The following is an 18,808-nucleotide window of genomic DNA, read 5'->3' on the forward strand; positions in this document are numbered from 1 at the left end:
ACTATTCTTCTTTTTTAGCTTTTGCTTTTTTAGCTGCTGGCGCTTTTTTTGGTTTTTCTTCAGCAACTGGAGCTTCTTCTTTTGGTTCTTCAGCTGCTGGAGCTAAATCTGTTACTAAACCTTTTGCTTGAAGCGTGTTGTACCAATTTAATACTTTTTTGATATCTGATGGGTAAACTCTTTCTTCGTCATAGTCAGGAAGAATTTGTTTAAAATATGCAGACAAAGTAGCGTTGTCTTCTTTGTGAGAGATCGCTTGACCTTTGTTTTCTTTAACGGCAATCTGCTGCATTACTTCAGTTAACGGTTTTTCGCCTTCATAAGTATAAATCGAAATTTCAGACAATAAACTTACATTGCTTTTTAGATTTACAGTAATCTTCTTCCCATCAATTAATGATTCCGCCACAAAACCTGTACGAGTTTGAACTTTCAATTCGTATAAACCTGGTTTTCCTGAAATGGCTAAAATTTTCGTTAAATTCATTTTTATTAAAATTAGTATTAAGAATTTTATTTATTTTTTGTTTCTAAGTATTTAGAAAACTTATCTTGCTTTTTTAGCTGCAAAAAACTTCATTCTATATTCCTGAGACGTTTTTCCTTCGGTAATATTTTTCAATTTCTTTTGGATTAAACGTTTTTTAAGAGATGAAATTTTATCTGTAAACAAGATTCCTTCAATGTGGTCATATTCGTGCTGGATAACTCTTGCAATTAATCCGTCAAATACTTCCGTTTTCATAACGAAATCTTCTTCGCAATATTCGATTGTAACTGTAGGTTTTCTGTAAACATCTTCACGTACATCTGGAATACTCAAACAGCCTTCATTAAATCCCCACTCTTCTCCTTCTTCTTTAACGATTTTAGCATTGATAAAAGTCTTCTTGAAACCTTTCAAATCTTTTTGTTCCTCTGAAGGAAGATCCTCATCATCACTAAAAGGCGTTGTATCTATCACAAACAAACGAATTGGCAGTCCAACCTGCGGTGCAGCAAGTCCAACTCCATACGCATTGTACATTGTCTCGTACATGTTTGCGATCGTTTCTTTTAGGTTTGGATATTCTGGTGTAATATCTTGTCCAACTTTTCTTAAAACAGGATCACCGTATCCTACAATTGGTAAAATCATTTGTTTTTATTTATGTTTTATGTGCTGTAAAAACAGAATTAAAGTTCTGATATTTCAGCTGGCAAAAATAGTAAAAAATAGTCAATGAATAATTCTTATAATGTATTATTCGTATTTTTTACTTGATCCTAAAAATCTCATCCATAATTATGCCAAAATCACTACTACAATTCTTACCTTTGTTAGTAAACCTCTTTTTATGATTGATAAGATTTCGAAATTTACTAACAGTACTTCCTTCCTCAACGCCTCTAAAGTAACTATTGCTTCTGTTGTTCCTGTTTTAGTTTTAAATTTTCTCGGTCATTTTGAAATTGGGTTTACAATTGCGCTTGGTGCTTTTTATACTTATCCCAGCGACATCCCTAGTTCTCTTAGCCATAAAATAAAAGGATTAATAGCAGCCTCTTTTATTGTTTCTGGGGTTAATCTTCTAGTAAATCTAATTTATCCATTTCCTTTACTTTTCTACATATTTTTAGGTTTTTTGCTGTTCTTATGTTCTATGATTTCGGTTTATGGACAGCGAGCCACTTTGATTTCTTTCTCTGCCTTATTATCAATTTCTCTATCATTTGGGCATTTGCATGAAGGCTGGGAAGCTTTTGAATACTCTGGTTTTATTTTCATTGGAGGAATTCTCTATTTAATAGTATCTCTTGTTTTTCATTTTGTTCAGCCTTATAAATATGTAGAATTACAAATTGCCGAAGGAATAAAACTCACCGCAAAATATCTCAAATTAAGAGGCGATTTGTGGAGTCCCGAAGCGAACAGAACAGCTATTATCGAGAAGCAGCTTGCTGTACAAGTCGAATTGAATCTTATTCACGAAGATTTAAGAAAGATGCTGATTGGAAACCAAAATGCATCAGGAACTACGAGTCAAAACCGAAAAATGCTTTTGGTTTTTATTACTTTAGTAGAAATTCAAGAATTGGCACTATATACATCTTTTGACCACAGCAAACTTCATGAAAAATTTGCCAAGCATCCTGATGTTTTAAGAACGTATCAAAATGTGGCTTATAAATTAGCTTCAACCCTCAAAAAACTTTCAAAAAATGTCAATCATATTAGTGTTTATGTCGATAAGCATGATTTAAAAAATGAATTGGATGCACTTGAATTTGCCATTTTTGATTATGAAAAAACATTAGGAAAAGAAGAAGCTGCAGAAGGTGTTTTAATGCTGACCAATATGCTGAAATATGCTAAAAATCAGGTTGGGAAAATTAAAACTATTCAGCGTGCACTTTCTTTAGCAATGCAGTCCTATAAACTGAAAGATCAAGATAAAGAGCTTGAAAAATTCTTAACACCTCAGTATTATCCGCTGCGAACTTTAACTGAGAATTTAAGTTATTCTTCTTCAATTTTTAGGCATTCGATACGATTAACAATCACTATTTTGATTGGTTTTTTTCTTGGACAGGTTCTGCCGTTTCAAAATGTATACTGGATTCTCCTTACTATCGTCGTAATCATGCGCCCTGGTTATGGTTTAACCAAAGAGAGATCCTACAATAGAATGTTCGGTACTGTTTTGGGGGGAATTATAGCTTTCGGAATTGTATCTATCATTCAGAACCACGTTGCACTAAGTATTTTCTCTATTGTATGTATGTTGCTTGGGATTTCATTTACCCAAATCAATTACAAGATTAGCGCGACATTTGTTACAATGTATGTCGTTTTTATCTACGGAATTTTAACTCCAGACATCAATGAAGTTATTCAATACAGAATATTAGATACTCTCGCTGGAGCAACTTTAGCTTTTATTGCTAATCAGTTTTTATGGCCTGCTTGGGAATTCATTAATACGCCCATTCATATTGAAAATACAATTCGGGCCAATAGAAATTACTTAAAAGAAATTGCCGATTTTTATAATAAAAAAGGTGAAGTGCCGACTTCGTATCGTTTAGCAAGAAAAAATGCCTTTGTTGAAATAGGGAATCTAATGACTTCTTTTCAACGCATGATGCAGGAACCAAAGTCGAAACAAAAAACAATGCCTTTAGTAAATAAACTTGTGGTTTTAAATCACTCGCTATTATCTGCTTTGGCATCGCTATCAACGTATATTCAGTCACACCAAACAACATCTGCATCCGATTCTTTCAATTATATTATCAAAACTATTCTCGCCAATCTAGATCATTCTATTTCTGTTTTAAGAAATGAAGTTGTAATTCAAGATACTTTTTTCGAAAAAGAAGATGTGACTTTACAATTTGAAGAATTAAAGCGTAGGCATTTCACAAGTTTGGCCGAAGATGATGATTTAGACAAAGAAACGCGTCAGGCCAAAATGCAGGAAGCACAGATGGTTATAGAACAATTAATCTGGATGAGCAATCTAGCAGAAAAGATTCTAAAAAACACAACCGACTTAAAAGCAACAAATCCAGATTAATTCATCTGGATTTGTTTTTTATATTGAAATATGAGAAGCTTAATTTAATTTTAAAACTTCTGCTGTTTGTTTTCTAAGCTGTTCTAAAAGTTCTGGCTTATCATTTAAAGTCTGACCGTAAGAAGGAATCATTGTTTTTAATTTTGCTTGCCATTCTGGCGTTTTAATTTGATGAGTAAAACATCTGCTAATCAAATCCACCATAATTGCCACAGCTGTAGAAGCTCCAGGAGAAGCACCTAATAAAACCGCTAAACTTCCGTCGTGTGTATTGATTACTTCTGTACCAAATTCTAAAACCCCACCTTCTTTTTCGTCTTTTTTGATAACCTGAACACGCTGTCCTGCTTTTTCCAATTTCCAATCTTTAGAACGTGCTGTTGGAAGATATTCGCGTAAAGCTTTCATTCTATCTTTTGGAGATTGGCGTACCTGCTCGATTAAATATTTCGTTAATGGAATATTATGATATCCAGCAGCCAACATCGGGATTAGGTTATTAGACTTAATAGACATAGGCAAATCTAAATAAGAACCATTTTTAAGGAAACGAGTTGAAAATCCTGCAAATGGACCAAAAAGAAGCGCTTTCTCTCCATCAATTACACGAGTATCGATATGCGGAACAGACATTGGAGGAGCTCCAACACTTGCTTTTCCGTATACTTTTGCCTGATGTTTTGCAATTACTTCTGGGTTGGTACATTTCAGCCATTGTCCGCTTACAGGGAAACCACCGTATCCGTTTCCTTCTGGCACGTTTGCTTTTTCTAATAAAGGAAGAGATCCTCCTCCTGCACCAATAAACACAAATTTAGTATAAGCCTTACGAGTTTTTCCTGTTGACAAATCTTTAATTTTAATTCTCCAAGATTTATCTTCACGCTGTCTTAGTTTTTTAACTTCGTGATTAAAAAATAAAGAAACCCCGTCTAATTTTTCTAAGTAATTGAACATACTTCTTGTTAAAGCACCAAAATTAACATCGGTACCAATTTCCATATGTGTTGCTGCTAATTTTTCATCAGCATTTCTGCCTTCCATTACCAATGGCATCCATTTTTGAAGTTGCTCAAAATCGGTACTGAAAGTCATGTCGGCGAAGATTGGATTGCTTTGAAGTGCTTCGAATCTCTTTTTTAAATAATCTACATTTTTATCTCCCCACACAAAACTCATATGAGGCACACTTTTAATAAAATTATCCGGAGAAGGCACTTTGTTTTGCTGCACTAAGTAAGACCAAAACTGGCGAGAAATCTCAAATGATTCTGCAATGCTAATTGCTTTTTTAGGATCGATACTGCCGTCTGCCTTTTCTGGAGTATAATTTAGTTCACAAAAAGCAGAGTGTCCAGTTCCTGCATTATTCCAAGCATCAGAGCTTTCTGCTGCGGCAACATCTAATCTTTCGTAAATTTCAATTTTTATATCTGGTTGTAATTCTTTCAAAATTACTCCGAGAGTGGCACTCATTATTCCAGCGCCAATGAGTACTACATCACTATTTGAACGTATGGTTTCGTCAGGCATAACAGTATTTTTATTTAAAGTGCAAAGGTACTTTTTTAATTGCAAAAAAAAACTAATTTTTAGATGATAAAAGTTAGGATTTTCTAAAAACCATTAAATTATAAATAAAAAATACGACGAACAGCGCTATTTTTTTGCGGAAAGATAATCTTGAAGCAGAATTGTGGCAGAAATTTCGTCTATCAAACCTTTATTCTGACGCTGCTTTTTATTTAAACCACTGTCAATCATTGTTTGGAATGCCATTTTTGAGGTAAAACGCTCATCAACACGAATTACTTTCATGTCTGGAAAGATATTCGAAAAGTGAGTTACAAATCCGTTAATCACAGAAGCGCTTTCAGATGGAAGACCGTTCATTTGTTTTGGCTCGCCAATCAAAACTGCTTCGACTTTTTCTTTAGCAAAATAGTCTTTCAAAAAATCAATCAAAGTATGTGTCGGAATCGTTGTTAAGCCTGAAGCAATAATCTGCATTTCGTCTGTAACTGCAATTCCTGTGCGTTTTTGTCCGTAATCTATCGAAAGGATTCTTGGCATGTTTTAAATTTTCAACAAATTTAGTTTAAAATATTTTTCTAATTTTTCATTTCACTAAAAATAAACTTTTTCAAAATTTCTTTCGATAAAAAAATCCGCCTTGAAAACTCAAGACGGACTTTTATCCAAATATTCAAACCTAAAAAATAACTCAATTTATCTTCCAAACAAACGGCTGAAAAAACCTCTATGTTCCTCCTCTTCTCCTGCATCCTCTTCTTCAGAATAATTAGCAAACTTAGATTGTGACTTTTCATGTTCGTAAATCAGCTCCTTAATATATTCAACGTAAGTTCTCTTTTTCTCTTCTAAGAATCCAATTAGGTATTTTTCGCTAAATTCTACTCCACTTGCTGCTTCGATCTGTAACAACTTTTTATACAAAGGTTCAATATGCAATGCAATTACTTCTTGTGGTACAGCTTGTCTTCTACCAAAAAAATTTACAATAGCGTCGTTTTCATCGCGGGCAATTTCAAAATCTGTAATTACCCAATAGTATCTTCCAGACTTTGCAAGGTTTTTTACAATGGCGTGAAAGTTTTTTCCGTTTTTAAGATTTTCCCAAAGCACTTTAAAAATAACTTTAGGCATATCCGGGTGACGTATGATATTATGAGGCTGTCCCATTAATTCATAGTCCTCGTAACCGCAAACATCTACAAATACTTCATTGGCGTATTCGATTATTCCTTATGCATTTGTTTTACTCATAATAACCTGAGTTTTATCCCAGCTTACTTCTTTATCTATAATTACTCTGTTTTGAAGGTGATTTTCTTGATTCATATTTTACTGCTTATATGATTATTTATGGAATGGAATGTTGATCAACACTGCGAAATTAAAGCGAAGAAAAAGCAGAAATCCTGACTTTTGTCATATTTTGATATAAAAAAAACTTCTAGTGGCAGTAGGATTAATCAAAAACACATAAACCCACCACTAACCTTACAAATAAGAAACAAAAAGTTAAATCTATAACATTTTCAAGCTGTTTTGCTTTTTTGCATTTCTACAAATACCTTATCTTTGCCAAAAAATTAAACGTATGAATTCTTTACAGACTATAATTGAACAAGCTTGGGAAAACAGAGCTTTATTGCAAGAAACTACAACTACTGATGCCATTAGAGAAGTTATCGAATTGGTAGACGCTGGAAAATTACGTGTTGCTGAACCAGTTGGTGACAAATGGCAAGTAAACGAATGGGTTAAGAAAGCAGTTGTAATGTATTTCCCGATTCAAAAAATGGAAACATGGGAATCTGGTATTTTTGAATACCATGATAAAATGTTGCTAAAAAGAAATTATGCTGAAAAAGGAATCCGTGTGGTACCAAATGCTGTTGCGCGTTACGGAGCTTACATCTCAAGCGGTGTAATTTTAATGCCAAGTTACGTAAACATTGGTGCTTATGTTGATGAAGGAACAATGGTTGACACTTGGGCAACTGTAGGAAGCTGTGCTCAAATTGGTAAAAATGTACACTTAAGTGGTGGTGTTGGTATTGGTGGTGTTCTTGAGCCATTGCAAGCTGCTCCAGTAATTATTGAAGACGGTGCTTTTATTGGTTCTCGTTGTATTGTTGTTGAAGGTGTTCACGTTGGTAAAGAAGCAGTTCTTGGGGCTAACGTATGTTTGACAGCTTCTACAAAAATTATTGATGTTACAGGTGACGAGCCAGTTGAAATGAAAGGATATGTGCCAGCTCGTTCTGTAGTTATTCCTGGAAGCTATACTAAGAAATTTGCTGCTGGCGAATTTCAAGTTCCTTGTGCATTAATCATTGGAACTCGTAAACCATCTACAGATTTAAAAACTTCTTTAAACAATGCGCTTCGTGAGTACGATGTTGCAGTATAATTGATATAAAAATCTTGATACATTAGGGCGGTCTTTACCGCCCTTTTTTTATTTAATACATCAATATTTAAATAAAAATCCTACAGATATAAAAAAGTAAGAAAATTATATTAATTTTGCTGTTTTTAAAAATCTTCTATAAAATTGAGAAGACCATTTATTTACATGCCTATTAATGAAAAATTACACTTCCAGCTTACACTTATTTCTTCATAGATATTTCTTAATTTTTCTAATTTATCAAATTTGCAATATCTTTTTTTATGTTTTGAACACTAAATACTTTGATCATATAACTGCTCAAAATATTCTGGGAAGCGTTTTGTTTGACCTGTCAGCTATTTCATATGTAACTTTAATTTTTTTAATAGCACATGCAATTCCCGGAAATTTCAAGTATCGTCAAACGTATCAAACAGTATTAAAAGTTTCTTTCTTCATAATCAATCTTTTGTTCATTGCTGCAAATCTCATTGATGTTATATATTTCCGATTCACAGGAAGAAGAAGCACTTTTAACATGATTACTGCAAAAGGAATGGAAAAAGAAGCTTTAGGTTTGTTTTTTTCTTTTGCAAAAGAATTTTGGTACATCCTTTTACTGTTCATTATCCTAAGCATCTTTTTTTGGAAATCGATACCTAATTTTAAAAACAAAAACGAAATAAAAAGTTTTACAAAAGAAAAATTCTTAAAACAATCTTTTTATTTTTTAACCTCAGTTTTTCTATTGCTAATAATTGGGCGCGGGGGATTTCAAAAGAAACCTCTTAGAATTGTAGACGCAGCCAAATACAGTTCTCTAAATAACGCTCCGCTTATTTTAAATACTCCTTTCTGTATATTAAAAACAATATCTCAAAAAGAAGATATAGAGAAAGTCAATTATTTTGATAAAAAAGATCTTGATTCAATATATAAACCAATCTTGTCTTTTAAAAAAGCTCAAACAATAAGCAAAAAAAATGTCGTAATTATTATTTTAGAAAGTTTTGGTCATGAAAATATCGGCATAAAACAAACTCCTTTTTTAGATTCGTTGATAACAAAATCTTATTACTTTAAAAATGGATTTGCCAATGGAAAAGTCTCTATCGACGCTGTTCCATCAATTATTTCAAGCATACCTAGCTTAATGAACAACTCTTTTATTATTTCTAGCTATTCTTTAGACAAAACGAATAGTTTGCCTACAATTCTTAAAAAGGAAGGATACACTACTTCTTTTTTCCATGGTGCCTTTAACGGAAGTCAAAATTTTGATCAATATGCAAAGGCTGCAGGATTTGATAAATACTTTGGCAAAGACGAATACATCGGCCCAGAAGCTTTTGACGGAAAATGGGGAATTTTTGATGAAGAATTTTTACAGTTTTTTGCTGGAAAATTATCCAGTTTTACAGAACCTTTCTTTAGCACTATCTTTACCATTTCTTCTCATAATCCATACACGATACCAGAAAGATATAAAGACAAATTCCCAAAAGGAACAACAGTTATCCATGAAAGTATTTCATATACCGATTATTCTCTGAAACGTTTTTTTGAAAATGCCAAAAAGCAAAAATGGTACAACAATACATTGTTTGTCATTTCAGCAGATCATACTTCTTCTAGCGGAGAATCAGAAATAGACAAAACTATAATTAGCAAATTTCATATTCCAATTTTATTCTTTGATCCAGGCAATCCAAATTTTTCCGGTATAAACGAAAAGAACTTTCAACAAATCGATATTATGCCTAGCATAATAGACTATCTAGGCATAAAAACAGATTTAATTTCTTTTGGAAAGAGCTTTAAAAGCAATCAAAATTTTGCCGTCTTCTATTTGCAAGGAATTTATCATTGTGTTCAAGACGACTATTATCTAGCCTTTGCGAACAATCAAGTTATTGGACTATACAATTGGAAAAAAGACCCTTTATTAAAAAACAATTTACAAACTCAAAATACATTCAAGACAATAGAAATTTCAAATTTTCTAAAAGCCTATATTCAAAACTTTAACGAAAGAGTTATTGATAATAAACTTAGTTTTTGATTGTCTTTTTTCACTCAAAGCATTAAAATTTTCTCCCCAGAATGTGTTTCACGGTTTTAAAACTTTTTAAACTGTTTTTTCTGTAAACATAAGAATGATACCACATTTTTAAGTAAAACATTTGCCAATTACATTTTTAATTGGCTTTACAATCAAAAAGCAAAAACATTCTTATAAATGAAAATAACTATCATTAGCCATGACAATTGGGGATACAATCAAAATATTGTTGAAGCACTAAAAAAAAGAGGACATATCGTAAACCATATTGATTTGAATACATTTAAATATAAGTATCCAAATTTTTCATACCGCATTTATAATTTTTTTCTAAAGGCATTTTTTAATAAGAACATAAAGAACATTCATTTTGGCACTGAGATAAATAATCGTTTAGAGGAACTAGGACAAATTCAAGATATAATTTTAACTATAAAAGGCGATTTTATCGATCCGAAAAAGATTTTGGATTTTAAAAAATATACCAAAAAATCAATTGCTTTTTTCAATGACAATATTAAACGTTGTCCAAAAATAATATCGACAATTTCAAATTTTGATGAAGTTTATACATTTGAAAAAGAAGATGCTTTAAAATACAATCTAAAATTCATAACAAACTTTATTTACAGGGAATCAAAGTTAAATACAGGAAGAGCTTTTAAATATGACGTTTTTAATATTAGTTCAAAAGACAATAGATTTAGGACTATATGTAAAATCGCTAAAGAATTGAAAGGAAAAGGAATATCATTTAAATTCATCATTCATGATAAGAAAAACAAACTTGAAGATCTTAATGTAGAATTCATTTCAGAATCTATTCATATTGATCTAGTAAATAAATTAGTAGATAATTCGAAACTATTACTAGATATCCATCGTAAAGAGCAAAACGGGTTAACTTTTAGAGTATTTGAAAGTTTAGGCCTGCAAAAAAAACTAATTACAACAAATCATAACATTGTTCAATATGATTTTTATAATCCTAAAAACATTTTAGTCATTGATGAAAAGAACATAAATTTTGATATGGATTTCTTTACATCTTCTTATGAGCCAATTCCTGATGATATTTATAAAAAATATACTATTGAAAATTGGATCGAAACGGTTTTTACTTTAGATAGCAATAGCCAAATATCATGAAACTTGAATGATTTAAGAACTTCATTTTAACCTATTTAAGAGATCTTCTTTTCTATTTTGACTCAAATTTTAAATATCTATCAAGATATAAATCAAATCAGTTCTAATAGAAAATTACAAAAAAAAGAGGTGATTTAAAATCACCTCTTTTTTTTACTTTTTTGAAGCTTTATAAGCTTAGCATATTTCATATAAGAGAAAAAAGCCTGAATCATTGCAATTGACAATCCATCAAGACCATTGAAGATTCCTTTCTTGAAGAAATAGCAACGTACAAAAGCTACAGTTCCATTAAGAACAGGTTTAAAAGCGCCAATTCGCTTACCTTGATCATATAATTGCTGCGCATGCCATCCTGAATATTGGTTCTTTTTAGCAATAATCTGATCAAAAGAATCCCATCCGTAATGCAAAATATGTACAGCAACTTTTTTCTCATTTTGAGCAACAATTTTCTGATGCACTTTAGAATCAGAAGGATGCGCTGTTTGTTTATTAAAAAAACGAACTTTATGATCTGGATACCATCCTGAAAAATCAATTAATTTATCGGCTAAAAAGTTTTTTACTCTAAAGCTGAAAGCATCGTAATTTCCTTCCAGATATTTTTTCTTCAAAATAAATTCTTCAGCATCTTTATCCAGAAACTCATCTGCATCAAGATTCAAAATCCAGTCGTTTTTACAAAAAGGCAATCCGTGTGTGCGCTGCGGACCGTCTCCTAGAAATGTCTGCTGAATAACTTGCGCTCCTTTCTCTTGAGCTATTTCTACCGTACGATCTTTACTGAAAGAATCTACAATAATAACTTCGTCACAAACTTTAAATAAGGCATCTATACATTTCCCAATGTTTTTTTCTTCATTGAAAGTAATAACCAAACCGCTAATTCCCATTGTTCATTTTAATTTGTTGAGCACAAAAATATAACTTTTTAATTTAGTTTAATCTTATTAATACCATCACTTGTACACTTCATAAAATAGTTTGTACTTTAGCCTTGAAAATTGATACCACAAAAACAAATGAGAATATTAGTTATCCAACAAAAGAGAATTGGAGACGTCTTAACGAGCACAATTATTTGTAACAATCTTAAAGCCAAATTTCCTGACTCAACAATTGACTATATGTGTTATCCTAATTCGATTGATGTTCTTCTAGAAAATCCGAATATAGATAACATTATACCAGTAACTAATAAAATCAGAAAATCGACTTTTGGGTTTATTAAGTTCATTTTTGAGATGCGAAGAAAAAAATATGATGCTGTAATTGATGTTTATAGTAAATTAGGAACTAGCCTAATCACATTTTTCTCTGGCGCAAAATATAAAGTTTCTTACCATAAATGGTATTCTAATATTTTTTACAATTATAGCTATAAACGTTTTGATGCTATAAAATCAGAATTTGGTCTGGCGATTGAAAACAGACTATTATTGCTTAAACCTTTTTTCTCTGAAAAGATAACAAACGTAAAACCGAAAATCTTTTTAAAAGAATCTGAGATTACCGAAGCAAAAAATATTTTAAAAAGCTATAATGTAGATCCTGAAAAACCATTGATCATGTTTGGAATTTTAGGGAGCGAGCATTACAAAACCTATCCACTTGACGGAATGGCAAAAATTATTGATTTTACAGTTGCTACAACAAACGCTACTATTCTCTTTAATTATATTCCAAACCAGAAAGAACAAGCGTTAGAAGTATACAATCATTGTTCTGAAGAAACAAAAAAGCATATTCTTTTTAATTTATACGCTACTGATTTACGTCAGTTTTTAGCATTGCTTTCTCAATGCGAAATGCTGATCGGAAACGAAGGTGGCGCTGTAAATATGGCAAAAGCACTTGAAATTCCAACTTTCTCTATCTTTACTCCTTCTGTTAGAAAAGAAACTTGGCAGCTTTTTGAAAATGAAGCGAAAAATGCTTCTATCCATTTAAAAGACTTAAAACCTGAGATCTACGAGAAGCACACGGAACAATATATAAAAGAACATACTTTTGAATATTATGCGGAATATCCGTTGGAATTAATGCTTCAAAAGCTAGAGACTTATTTTCAAGAATATAAAAATTGAAAAAAGTAAAATGCATCTCTAATGAATAGTGAAAAGCAGAAATTATCAGTTCTGATTATTACGCTTAACGAAGAACAGCATATAAAATCGCTTCTTGGAGATGTTGATTTTGCTGATGAAATCATTGTTGTTGATTCCTACAGCACCGATAAAACAGTAAGCATTGTTGAATCTTTTGCCAATGTAAAATTAATCCAGAATCATTTTGTTAATTATACTACACAGCGAAATTTTGCCTTAGATCAAGCCAAAAATCAATGGGTTTTATTTATTGATGCAGATGAAAGGCTAACATCTGAATTAAAATCTGAAATCGTTACAGCAATTAATTCTAAAAATGCGGCAAGTGCTTATTTTATCTATCGTATTTTTATGTTTAAAAATAGCCGACTGAATTTCAGTGGCTGGCAAACTGATAAGATTTTCAGGCTTTTTAATAAATCGAAATGCCGATACAATGAGGAAAGAACCGTTCACGAAAAATTAATTGTCGACGGAAAAATTGCTTCTTTAAAACACAAAATCATACATTATTCTTATTCTTCTTATGAAGATTATAAATCAAAAATGTATAATTACGGCATTCTTAAAGCAAATGAAAAATTAGCAAAAGGAAAAAAGTCTTATTTCTTAATGCAACTTTTCCACCCTTTATATACTTTCTTGTATCAGTTTATAATCCGTTTTGGTTTTTTGGATGGCAAAAAAGGTATAATTATATGTTATTTGAATGCCTACAGCGTTTATATTCGCTATAAAGAACTAAGAAAAATTACTTCTTCCAGAATTTAAGCTTCTTTTTTAGGCGTTTTTTTCTATAAAACTTCTCTTGAAAATCTGAAGTGTATTTCCATAAAGTCTCAAAAATTTTCTCTTCAGATGCTTCTCTATAATATTTCGCATATTCATTGCTCATTGTCGCAACCATTTCTTTCAACGGTGTTAAACGGCACAAGTTTTTCATACGCATTTCAAAAGACATAGAATTGTGAAATTCCATTCTGTTTAAATCTACCAGAAAGAAATCATAATTTCCGCTGGCACTCTTTTTAATTAAAGTATTTCCTGGAGAATGATCTAAAAACTCAATTCCTTTTTCATGAAGATCGAAACTAAATTTAGTAAACTGTCTTAAGATATTTTCGCGATCTGGAAAATCAGGTATTTCTACCAATTCTCTATAAGTAAGATCACATTGTAATTGCTCACTTACGTAAAAGCTTTTTTCTAAACCTAATAGTGATGAAAATTCGGCAAATGCGATAGGCTTTGGAGTTCCTACACCTAATTCCAACAATTTGTTTGCAAACTCAAAAGAGCGTTTTGCTTTTGATTTTCTGAAGTATTTATAAGCGATTTTATTGATAAAGTGCGGAACCTTAAACGATTTTATGTTTATCTTTTTATCGTCTAAATCAAAAAGTTTTATCTGATTGCGCTGGCCAATTACAAAGTCCTCTCCTTTTGTATCGAAAAAACGAATATATTCTAGAAGAATATTTTCAAATTTTTCATATCCGCGATTTAATCTTAAAATCATAAAAATTGTTTCAGCAAATTTAGCTAGTTTTACCAACTAATAAAAACTATTTCGTAGATAATGCATATTACTCTTATAAGTTTAGACAACTGGGGACTTAACAAACATATAGCGGCAGACTTAGAAAAACAAGGACATACTGTTCGCCATATCGATTTTAATACTTTCAAATACAAATATCCTTCTATATTTCATAAAGCATATAATCTTGTATTAAAAGCGTTCTTTAAAACGAACTTAAAACATCAGCACTACGGAAAAGAAATCATCAATGAATTAAAGAAAAACGATCAGATTCAAGATGTAATTTTAACCATAAAAGGAGACTTTATAACTCCTGAAAGCATTTTAGAATTCAAAAATTACACTAAAAAATCAGTCGGTTTTTTTAATGACAACATTTATCGATGTCCAAAAATTAAACGTGTCCTTCATTGTTTTGATGAAGTTTTCTCATTTGAAAAAGAAGACTGCGAAAAATTCAATTTAAAATTTGCGCCAAATTGGATTTATAATTCAGAAAACGCTATCCAAAATAATCAATTTGAATATGATGTTTTCAATATTAGTTCAATTGACAAAAGACTACCAATATTAAAAAGAATCGCAGCCAATCTGGCTTCGCAACATTCAAAATTTAAATTCATTGTTTACGATAAAAAGCAAAAAGACAGTGATAAAAACATTACTTATATAAAAAGTCATATGCCTTTGAGTGAAGTAAATGATTATATCAATCGATCAAAAGTGCTTTTAGACATTAATCGACTTGGTCAAATCGGACTTACATTTAGGGTTTTTGAAAGTTTGGGTTTAGAGAAGAAACTTATAACAACAAATACAGATATTAAAAACTACGATTTTTACAATCCAAATAATATTTTAATTATTGACGAAAAAAATCCAGTTATCCCCGTAGCTTTTTTTGAAAATGAATACGAGAAAATTCCAGATTCTATTTTAAGCCAATACACTTTAAAAGGCTGGACAAATCGAGTTATTTTTCAAGAAAGTCTTTCTTCTTAATTGCTAATAAAAATCATTTTACGCTTGTAAGGATTCCTATTTTGTTTAGGATAATTTTAACCCTAATATTTTTGCATTTGAAAATGTTTTCTATTTTTGCTCAAATATTAAAAATCTGTTAAAAAATATCTCAATAAAAAGCTATCCTCTCAAAAAATGACATTAACCTTCTTGCTTTGTTTTTCCCTCATCTTACTTGCTCTTATTTTTTCAGTAATTATTACTAATAGGGTAGTAAAAATAGATGCTCAAGAAGTTCGTTATCCAGAAATTGATGGCTTAAGAGGTTATTTAGCATTTTTTGTTTTCCTTCATCACAGTTACATCTGGCGTTTTTTTCTTCAAAATGAAGAATGGGAAGAACCAAAATCAAATTTATTCAATCACTTTGGACAGACTACGGTTGCTTTTTTCTTTGTAATCACCGCTTTTTTATTTACCCTAAAATTAATCAACAGCAAAAACAAACAAATCGATTGGTCGGCTTATATCAATGCTCGTCTGTACAGACTTTTCCCGATGTATCTTTTTTCTGTTGGAATTATATTCTTTATCGCAGGTTATTTAACCAATTTTAAAACAAGAATTCCCTTTTTTGAAAACCTCCTGCATTTGCTTTCATGGATATTTTTCAACGTAAGAAAGGGGTTAAGCATTAACGGACTAGAAGACAGTTTTTTATTTAATGCTGGAGTAACCTGGACGCTTCCTTACGAATGGGCTTTCTACTTTATATTGCCTCTTATTGCGTTGTTTTTTAAGATTAAAGTAAACTATAAGACATTATTGCTATTTATCTCGACTGCAGCTATTATAATGATTATTAATGAATCTTCATTACGACACTTTTTCCCTTTTCTTGGAGGCATTATTGCGGCTTTAGTAATTAGCAAAAATAAATGGGGAGCTGTTTTAAAACAGAAAAAATATGCTTTTCTAGCTATTTTACTAATTGCAAGTTCTATTTATTTCTTCAATAGCGGAAGAAAGCCTATTCCAATCATCATCACTACGATTGTATTTATCATAATTGCTTCTGGAAATAGCTTTTTTGGGCTTCTGTCAAGCACTTTTTCACGCAAATTTGGACAAATCACCTATAGCATTTATTTACTGCACGGCATTTTATTATTCGTCCTTTTTTATTTTGTCATCGGATTTGAAAGAGCAAAAAATCTAACTGAGTTAGAATTCTGGTCGATCATTTCCTTGTCAATTTTCCCGTTAATTTTCATCAGCCAATTAACATTCAAATATATTGAGCATCCTTTGATGGAACTGGCGAAGGTTAAATTAAAATCTTCTGTAGTAAAATCATAAACATCTACTTCCAGTAAATAGCCACAAAAACTTTAAACGCTTCTATTTTCAAACTCTAAAAAGCTTTTACAAGTAAAATTTATAACTTTGCAACCTTAATGAAGTAAATTATAATTTGTAAAATGAACGAGGAAATCATCAACGCATACGAGGTAATTAAAAACGGAGGCATAATTCTGTACCCAACTGATACCGTTTGGGGAATTGGCTGTGATGCCACAAATGCAGAGGCCATTGCTAAAATTTACAAATTAAAACAACGTGCAGAAACACAAAGCATGATCGTTTTAATGAATAGCGAAAAAATGATGTACAATGTTTTTAAAGACATTCCCGAAGTTGCATGGCAAATTATGGATTTATCTGAAAAGCCAACTACTTTAATTTTAGACGACGCCAGAAACGTTGCGCCAAACATCATTGCGGCCGACAAATCTCTTGGAGTTAGAATGGTAAAAGAACCTTTCTGCTACAAATTGATGGAAAGAATGAAAAAACCTCTAGTTTCTACTTCGGCTAATATTTCTGGACAGCCTACACCTCAGAGTTTCAAAGACATTAGCCCTGAAATTATCAACGGCGTTGATTATGTCGTAAAATTAAACCAAGACAAAGTCAACGGAAAATCTTCAACCATTATCAAATTGACTAAAGATTCGCAAGTAAAAGTAATTCGTAAATAGTTTTTTTGTTTCAGGTTTCAGGTTTCAAGTTTCAAGTTTCAAGTTTTTGAAAAAACTTTGAGTATAGTTTTACCGCAAAGCACACTAAGAATTACGCAAAAGTCGCAAAGTTTTTTTTACAGCTATTAAAATGAAAAAGTTCGCAAAGCTTATTTTGACAAAGCTTTGCGAACTTTTTTTAACTCTATTTAGATTCTCAATAAAAGCTTCTTTGCGACCTTTGCGTAATTCTTAGCGTGCTTCGCGGTTAAAAAAACTTAGAATCTCAGAACCTTAGCATCTTAGCAACTTAGACCGTTTTCAAACTCTCAATAAGCCAATCGATATCTTCTTTAGTGTTATAATGACTAAATGAAATTCGGAGATTTGGTAATTTTAAATCAGCCTCCGAAAGCATTTCATTTAAAACATGTGAAGGTTTTATACTTCCAGATTGACAGGCACTTCCTCTAGAAACCGCGATTCCTTTCATATCTAAACTAAAAAGCAGCATCGAAGTTTTATCTGATGAAAACGGCAGAATAATATTGATGATGTTATAGAAATCATCTTTCTTTCCGTTGATTCTAAAATCTGGAAAATGAATTTCTAACTGCTCAATCAAATAGTTTTTTATTCCCAAGATATAAACTCTTTCTTCATTTAGTTTTTCGTATGAAATAGACAACGCTTTTGCCATTCCAGCAATCTGATGTACAGCTTCTGTTCCTGCACGAAGCCCTTTTTCTTGTTCACCTCCAAAAAGCAACGGCTGTAAACCAGAATTTTTTCTGATAAAAGCAAATCCAATTCCTTTTGGTCCGTGAAACTTATGCGCACTAGCCAAAATAAAGTCAACAGGAGTCTTTTGCAGGTCAATCTCGGTTTTTCCAACAGACTGAACTGTATCTGAATGAAACAAAGCATTATACTGCTTGCAAATCAAACTAACACGATCTAAATCTAAAATTGTTCCCGTTTCGTTATTTACGTGCATTAAACTAACTAAAGTCTTTTTTTCTTCGGCCAATAAATTAGACAAATGCGTTAAATCTAAACTTCCGTCTTCATTTACATTTACGTAATCAACTTGAACATTATACTCTTCCTGAAGCACCCAAACGGTATGCAAAACAGCATGATGTTCAATTTTTGAAGTAATGATTCTTTCTATTTTTAAATCTTCAACAGCAGAACGTAGAATCCAGTTGTCAGCTTCCGTTCCGCCAGAAGTAAAAATGATTTCTTGAGCAGTACAATTGAGATGTTTGGCAATGCTTTTTCTTGAAAGCTCCAAGATGGTTTTAGCATTTCGTCCAAAACTATGTGTAGACGACGGATTTCCATAATCCTCAAGCATAATCCTTGTCATTTCCTGAATTACTTCAAGACGCATGGCTGTTGTTGAGGCATTATCTAGATATACTTTTTTCATTGCTGCAAAGTTAAGAAATATCAATTGTCAAATCTTAAATAT

Annotated in this window: 17 protein-coding genes; 9 read left to right on the forward strand and 8 right to left on the reverse strand. The window is 31.6% G+C overall.

Features of this window, described 5'->3' with window-relative positions; translation table 11 throughout:
* Position 1: 1 nt before the first annotated feature.
* On the reverse strand, positions 2–487 hold the full coding sequence (locus tag AC5ZCW_RS16020; RefSeq protein WP_095930921.1) for a DUF5606 family protein: 486 nt from the start codon (positions 485–487) through the stop codon (positions 2–4).
* Positions 488–547: 60 nt separating this feature from the next.
* Positions 548–1,138 (reverse strand): peptide deformylase, encoded by a 591-nt coding sequence (gene def / locus AC5ZCW_RS16025; RefSeq protein WP_008462650.1) that lies wholly within the window; start codon positions 1,136–1,138, stop codon positions 548–550.
* Between the two features lie 199 nt (positions 1,139–1,337).
* Here def and AC5ZCW_RS16030 point away from each other — a divergent pair, with 199 nt between their 5' ends.
* A complete protein-coding gene (locus tag AC5ZCW_RS16030) occupies positions 1,338–3,560 on the forward strand; it encodes an FUSC family protein (RefSeq protein WP_496120818.1) in 2,223 nt (740 codons plus the stop codon).
* 39 nt (positions 3,561–3,599) lie between these two features.
* Here AC5ZCW_RS16030 and AC5ZCW_RS16035 read toward each other — a convergent pair whose 3' ends face one another.
* The 3 genes from AC5ZCW_RS16035 to AC5ZCW_RS16045 form a co-directional block, all read right to left on the reverse strand.
* Complete coding sequence (locus tag AC5ZCW_RS16035) at positions 3,600–5,093, reverse strand: malate:quinone oxidoreductase (protein ID WP_177210154.1); 1,494 nt, start codon at positions 5,091–5,093, stop codon at positions 3,600–3,602.
* A gap of 126 nt (positions 5,094–5,219) precedes the next feature.
* Positions 5,220–5,633 carry a Holliday junction resolvase RuvX gene (gene ruvX, locus AC5ZCW_RS16040; RefSeq protein ID WP_177210155.1) on the reverse strand — a complete coding sequence of 138 codons (414 nt, stop codon included), beginning with the start codon at positions 5,631–5,633 and terminating at the stop codon, positions 5,220–5,222.
* A gap of 156 nt (positions 5,634–5,789) precedes the next feature.
* A complete protein-coding gene (locus AC5ZCW_RS16045; protein ID WP_496120938.1) occupies positions 5,790–6,323 on the reverse strand; it encodes a PAS domain-containing protein in 534 nt (177 codons plus the stop codon).
* Positions 6,324–6,684: 361 nt separating this feature from the next.
* Here AC5ZCW_RS16045 and AC5ZCW_RS16050 point away from each other — a divergent pair, with 361 nt between their 5' ends.
* From AC5ZCW_RS16050 to AC5ZCW_RS16060, 3 genes are all read left to right on the forward strand, one after another.
* A complete protein-coding gene (locus AC5ZCW_RS16050) occupies positions 6,685–7,500 on the forward strand; it encodes a 2,3,4,5-tetrahydropyridine-2,6-dicarboxylate N-succinyltransferase (protein ID WP_177210156.1) in 816 nt (271 codons plus the stop codon).
* A 268-nt stretch (positions 7,501–7,768) separates the two neighbouring features.
* Positions 7,769–9,544, forward strand: coding sequence for an LTA synthase family protein (locus AC5ZCW_RS16055; protein WP_496120819.1), 1,776 nt, complete (start codon positions 7,769–7,771; stop codon positions 9,542–9,544).
* A gap of 177 nt (positions 9,545–9,721) precedes the next feature.
* Positions 9,722–10,693: a WaaS/CpsH family glycosyltransferase gene (locus AC5ZCW_RS16060; RefSeq protein ID WP_496120820.1), complete on the forward strand. Its 972-nt coding sequence runs from the start codon at positions 9,722–9,724 to the stop codon at positions 10,691–10,693.
* 140 nt (positions 10,694–10,833) lie between these two features.
* On the opposite strand, the gene AC5ZCW_RS16065 is transcribed toward AC5ZCW_RS16060, so the two are convergent.
* Positions 10,834–11,589, reverse strand: a complete 756-nt coding sequence (locus AC5ZCW_RS16065) for a glycosyltransferase family 2 protein (RefSeq protein WP_496120821.1) — start codon at positions 11,587–11,589, stop codon at positions 10,834–10,836.
* A 129-nt stretch (positions 11,590–11,718) separates the two neighbouring features.
* Between AC5ZCW_RS16065 and AC5ZCW_RS16070 the strand changes: the two genes are divergently transcribed.
* Both AC5ZCW_RS16070 and AC5ZCW_RS16075 read left to right on the forward strand, forming a co-directional pair.
* Positions 11,719–12,783, forward strand: a complete 1,065-nt coding sequence (locus AC5ZCW_RS16070) for a glycosyltransferase family 9 protein (protein ID WP_496120822.1) — start codon at positions 11,719–11,721, stop codon at positions 12,781–12,783.
* 21 nt (positions 12,784–12,804) lie between these two features.
* Positions 12,805–13,575, forward strand: a complete 771-nt coding sequence (locus AC5ZCW_RS16075) for a glycosyltransferase family 2 protein (RefSeq protein ID WP_496120823.1) — start codon at positions 12,805–12,807, stop codon at positions 13,573–13,575.
* On the opposite strand, the gene AC5ZCW_RS16080 is transcribed toward AC5ZCW_RS16075, so the two are convergent.
* The gene (locus AC5ZCW_RS16080) at positions 13,556–14,323 is read right to left on the reverse strand and encodes a lipopolysaccharide kinase InaA family protein (RefSeq protein WP_496120824.1); all 768 of its coding nucleotides are present in this window, start codon (positions 14,321–14,323) and stop codon (positions 13,556–13,558) included. The two genes, AC5ZCW_RS16075 and AC5ZCW_RS16080, sit on opposite strands and share 20 nt — an antisense overlap.
* A gap of 60 nt (positions 14,324–14,383) precedes the next feature.
* Between AC5ZCW_RS16080 and AC5ZCW_RS16085 the strand changes: the two genes are divergently transcribed.
* From AC5ZCW_RS16085 to AC5ZCW_RS16095, 3 genes are all read left to right on the forward strand, one after another.
* Positions 14,384–15,349, forward strand: coding sequence for a WaaS/CpsH family glycosyltransferase (locus AC5ZCW_RS16085; protein ID WP_496120825.1), 966 nt, complete (start codon positions 14,384–14,386; stop codon positions 15,347–15,349).
* Positions 15,350–15,505: 156 nt separating this feature from the next.
* Positions 15,506–16,669, forward strand: coding sequence for an acyltransferase family protein (locus AC5ZCW_RS16090; protein WP_496120826.1), 1,164 nt, complete (start codon positions 15,506–15,508; stop codon positions 16,667–16,669).
* Between the two features lie 122 nt (positions 16,670–16,791).
* Positions 16,792–17,352 carry an L-threonylcarbamoyladenylate synthase gene (locus AC5ZCW_RS16095; protein ID WP_496120827.1) on the forward strand — a complete coding sequence of 187 codons (561 nt, stop codon included), beginning with the start codon at positions 16,792–16,794 and terminating at the stop codon, positions 17,350–17,352.
* Between the two features lie 289 nt (positions 17,353–17,641).
* On the opposite strand, the gene AC5ZCW_RS16100 is transcribed toward AC5ZCW_RS16095, so the two are convergent.
* Entirely contained in the window at positions 17,642–18,766 is a 1,125-nt protein-coding gene (locus AC5ZCW_RS16100) for a cysteine desulfurase family protein (protein ID WP_496120828.1), read from the reverse strand.
* Positions 18,767–18,808 lie beyond the last annotated feature (42 nt).

Source organism: Flavobacterium sp. PLA-DH12, assembly GCF_059511845.1.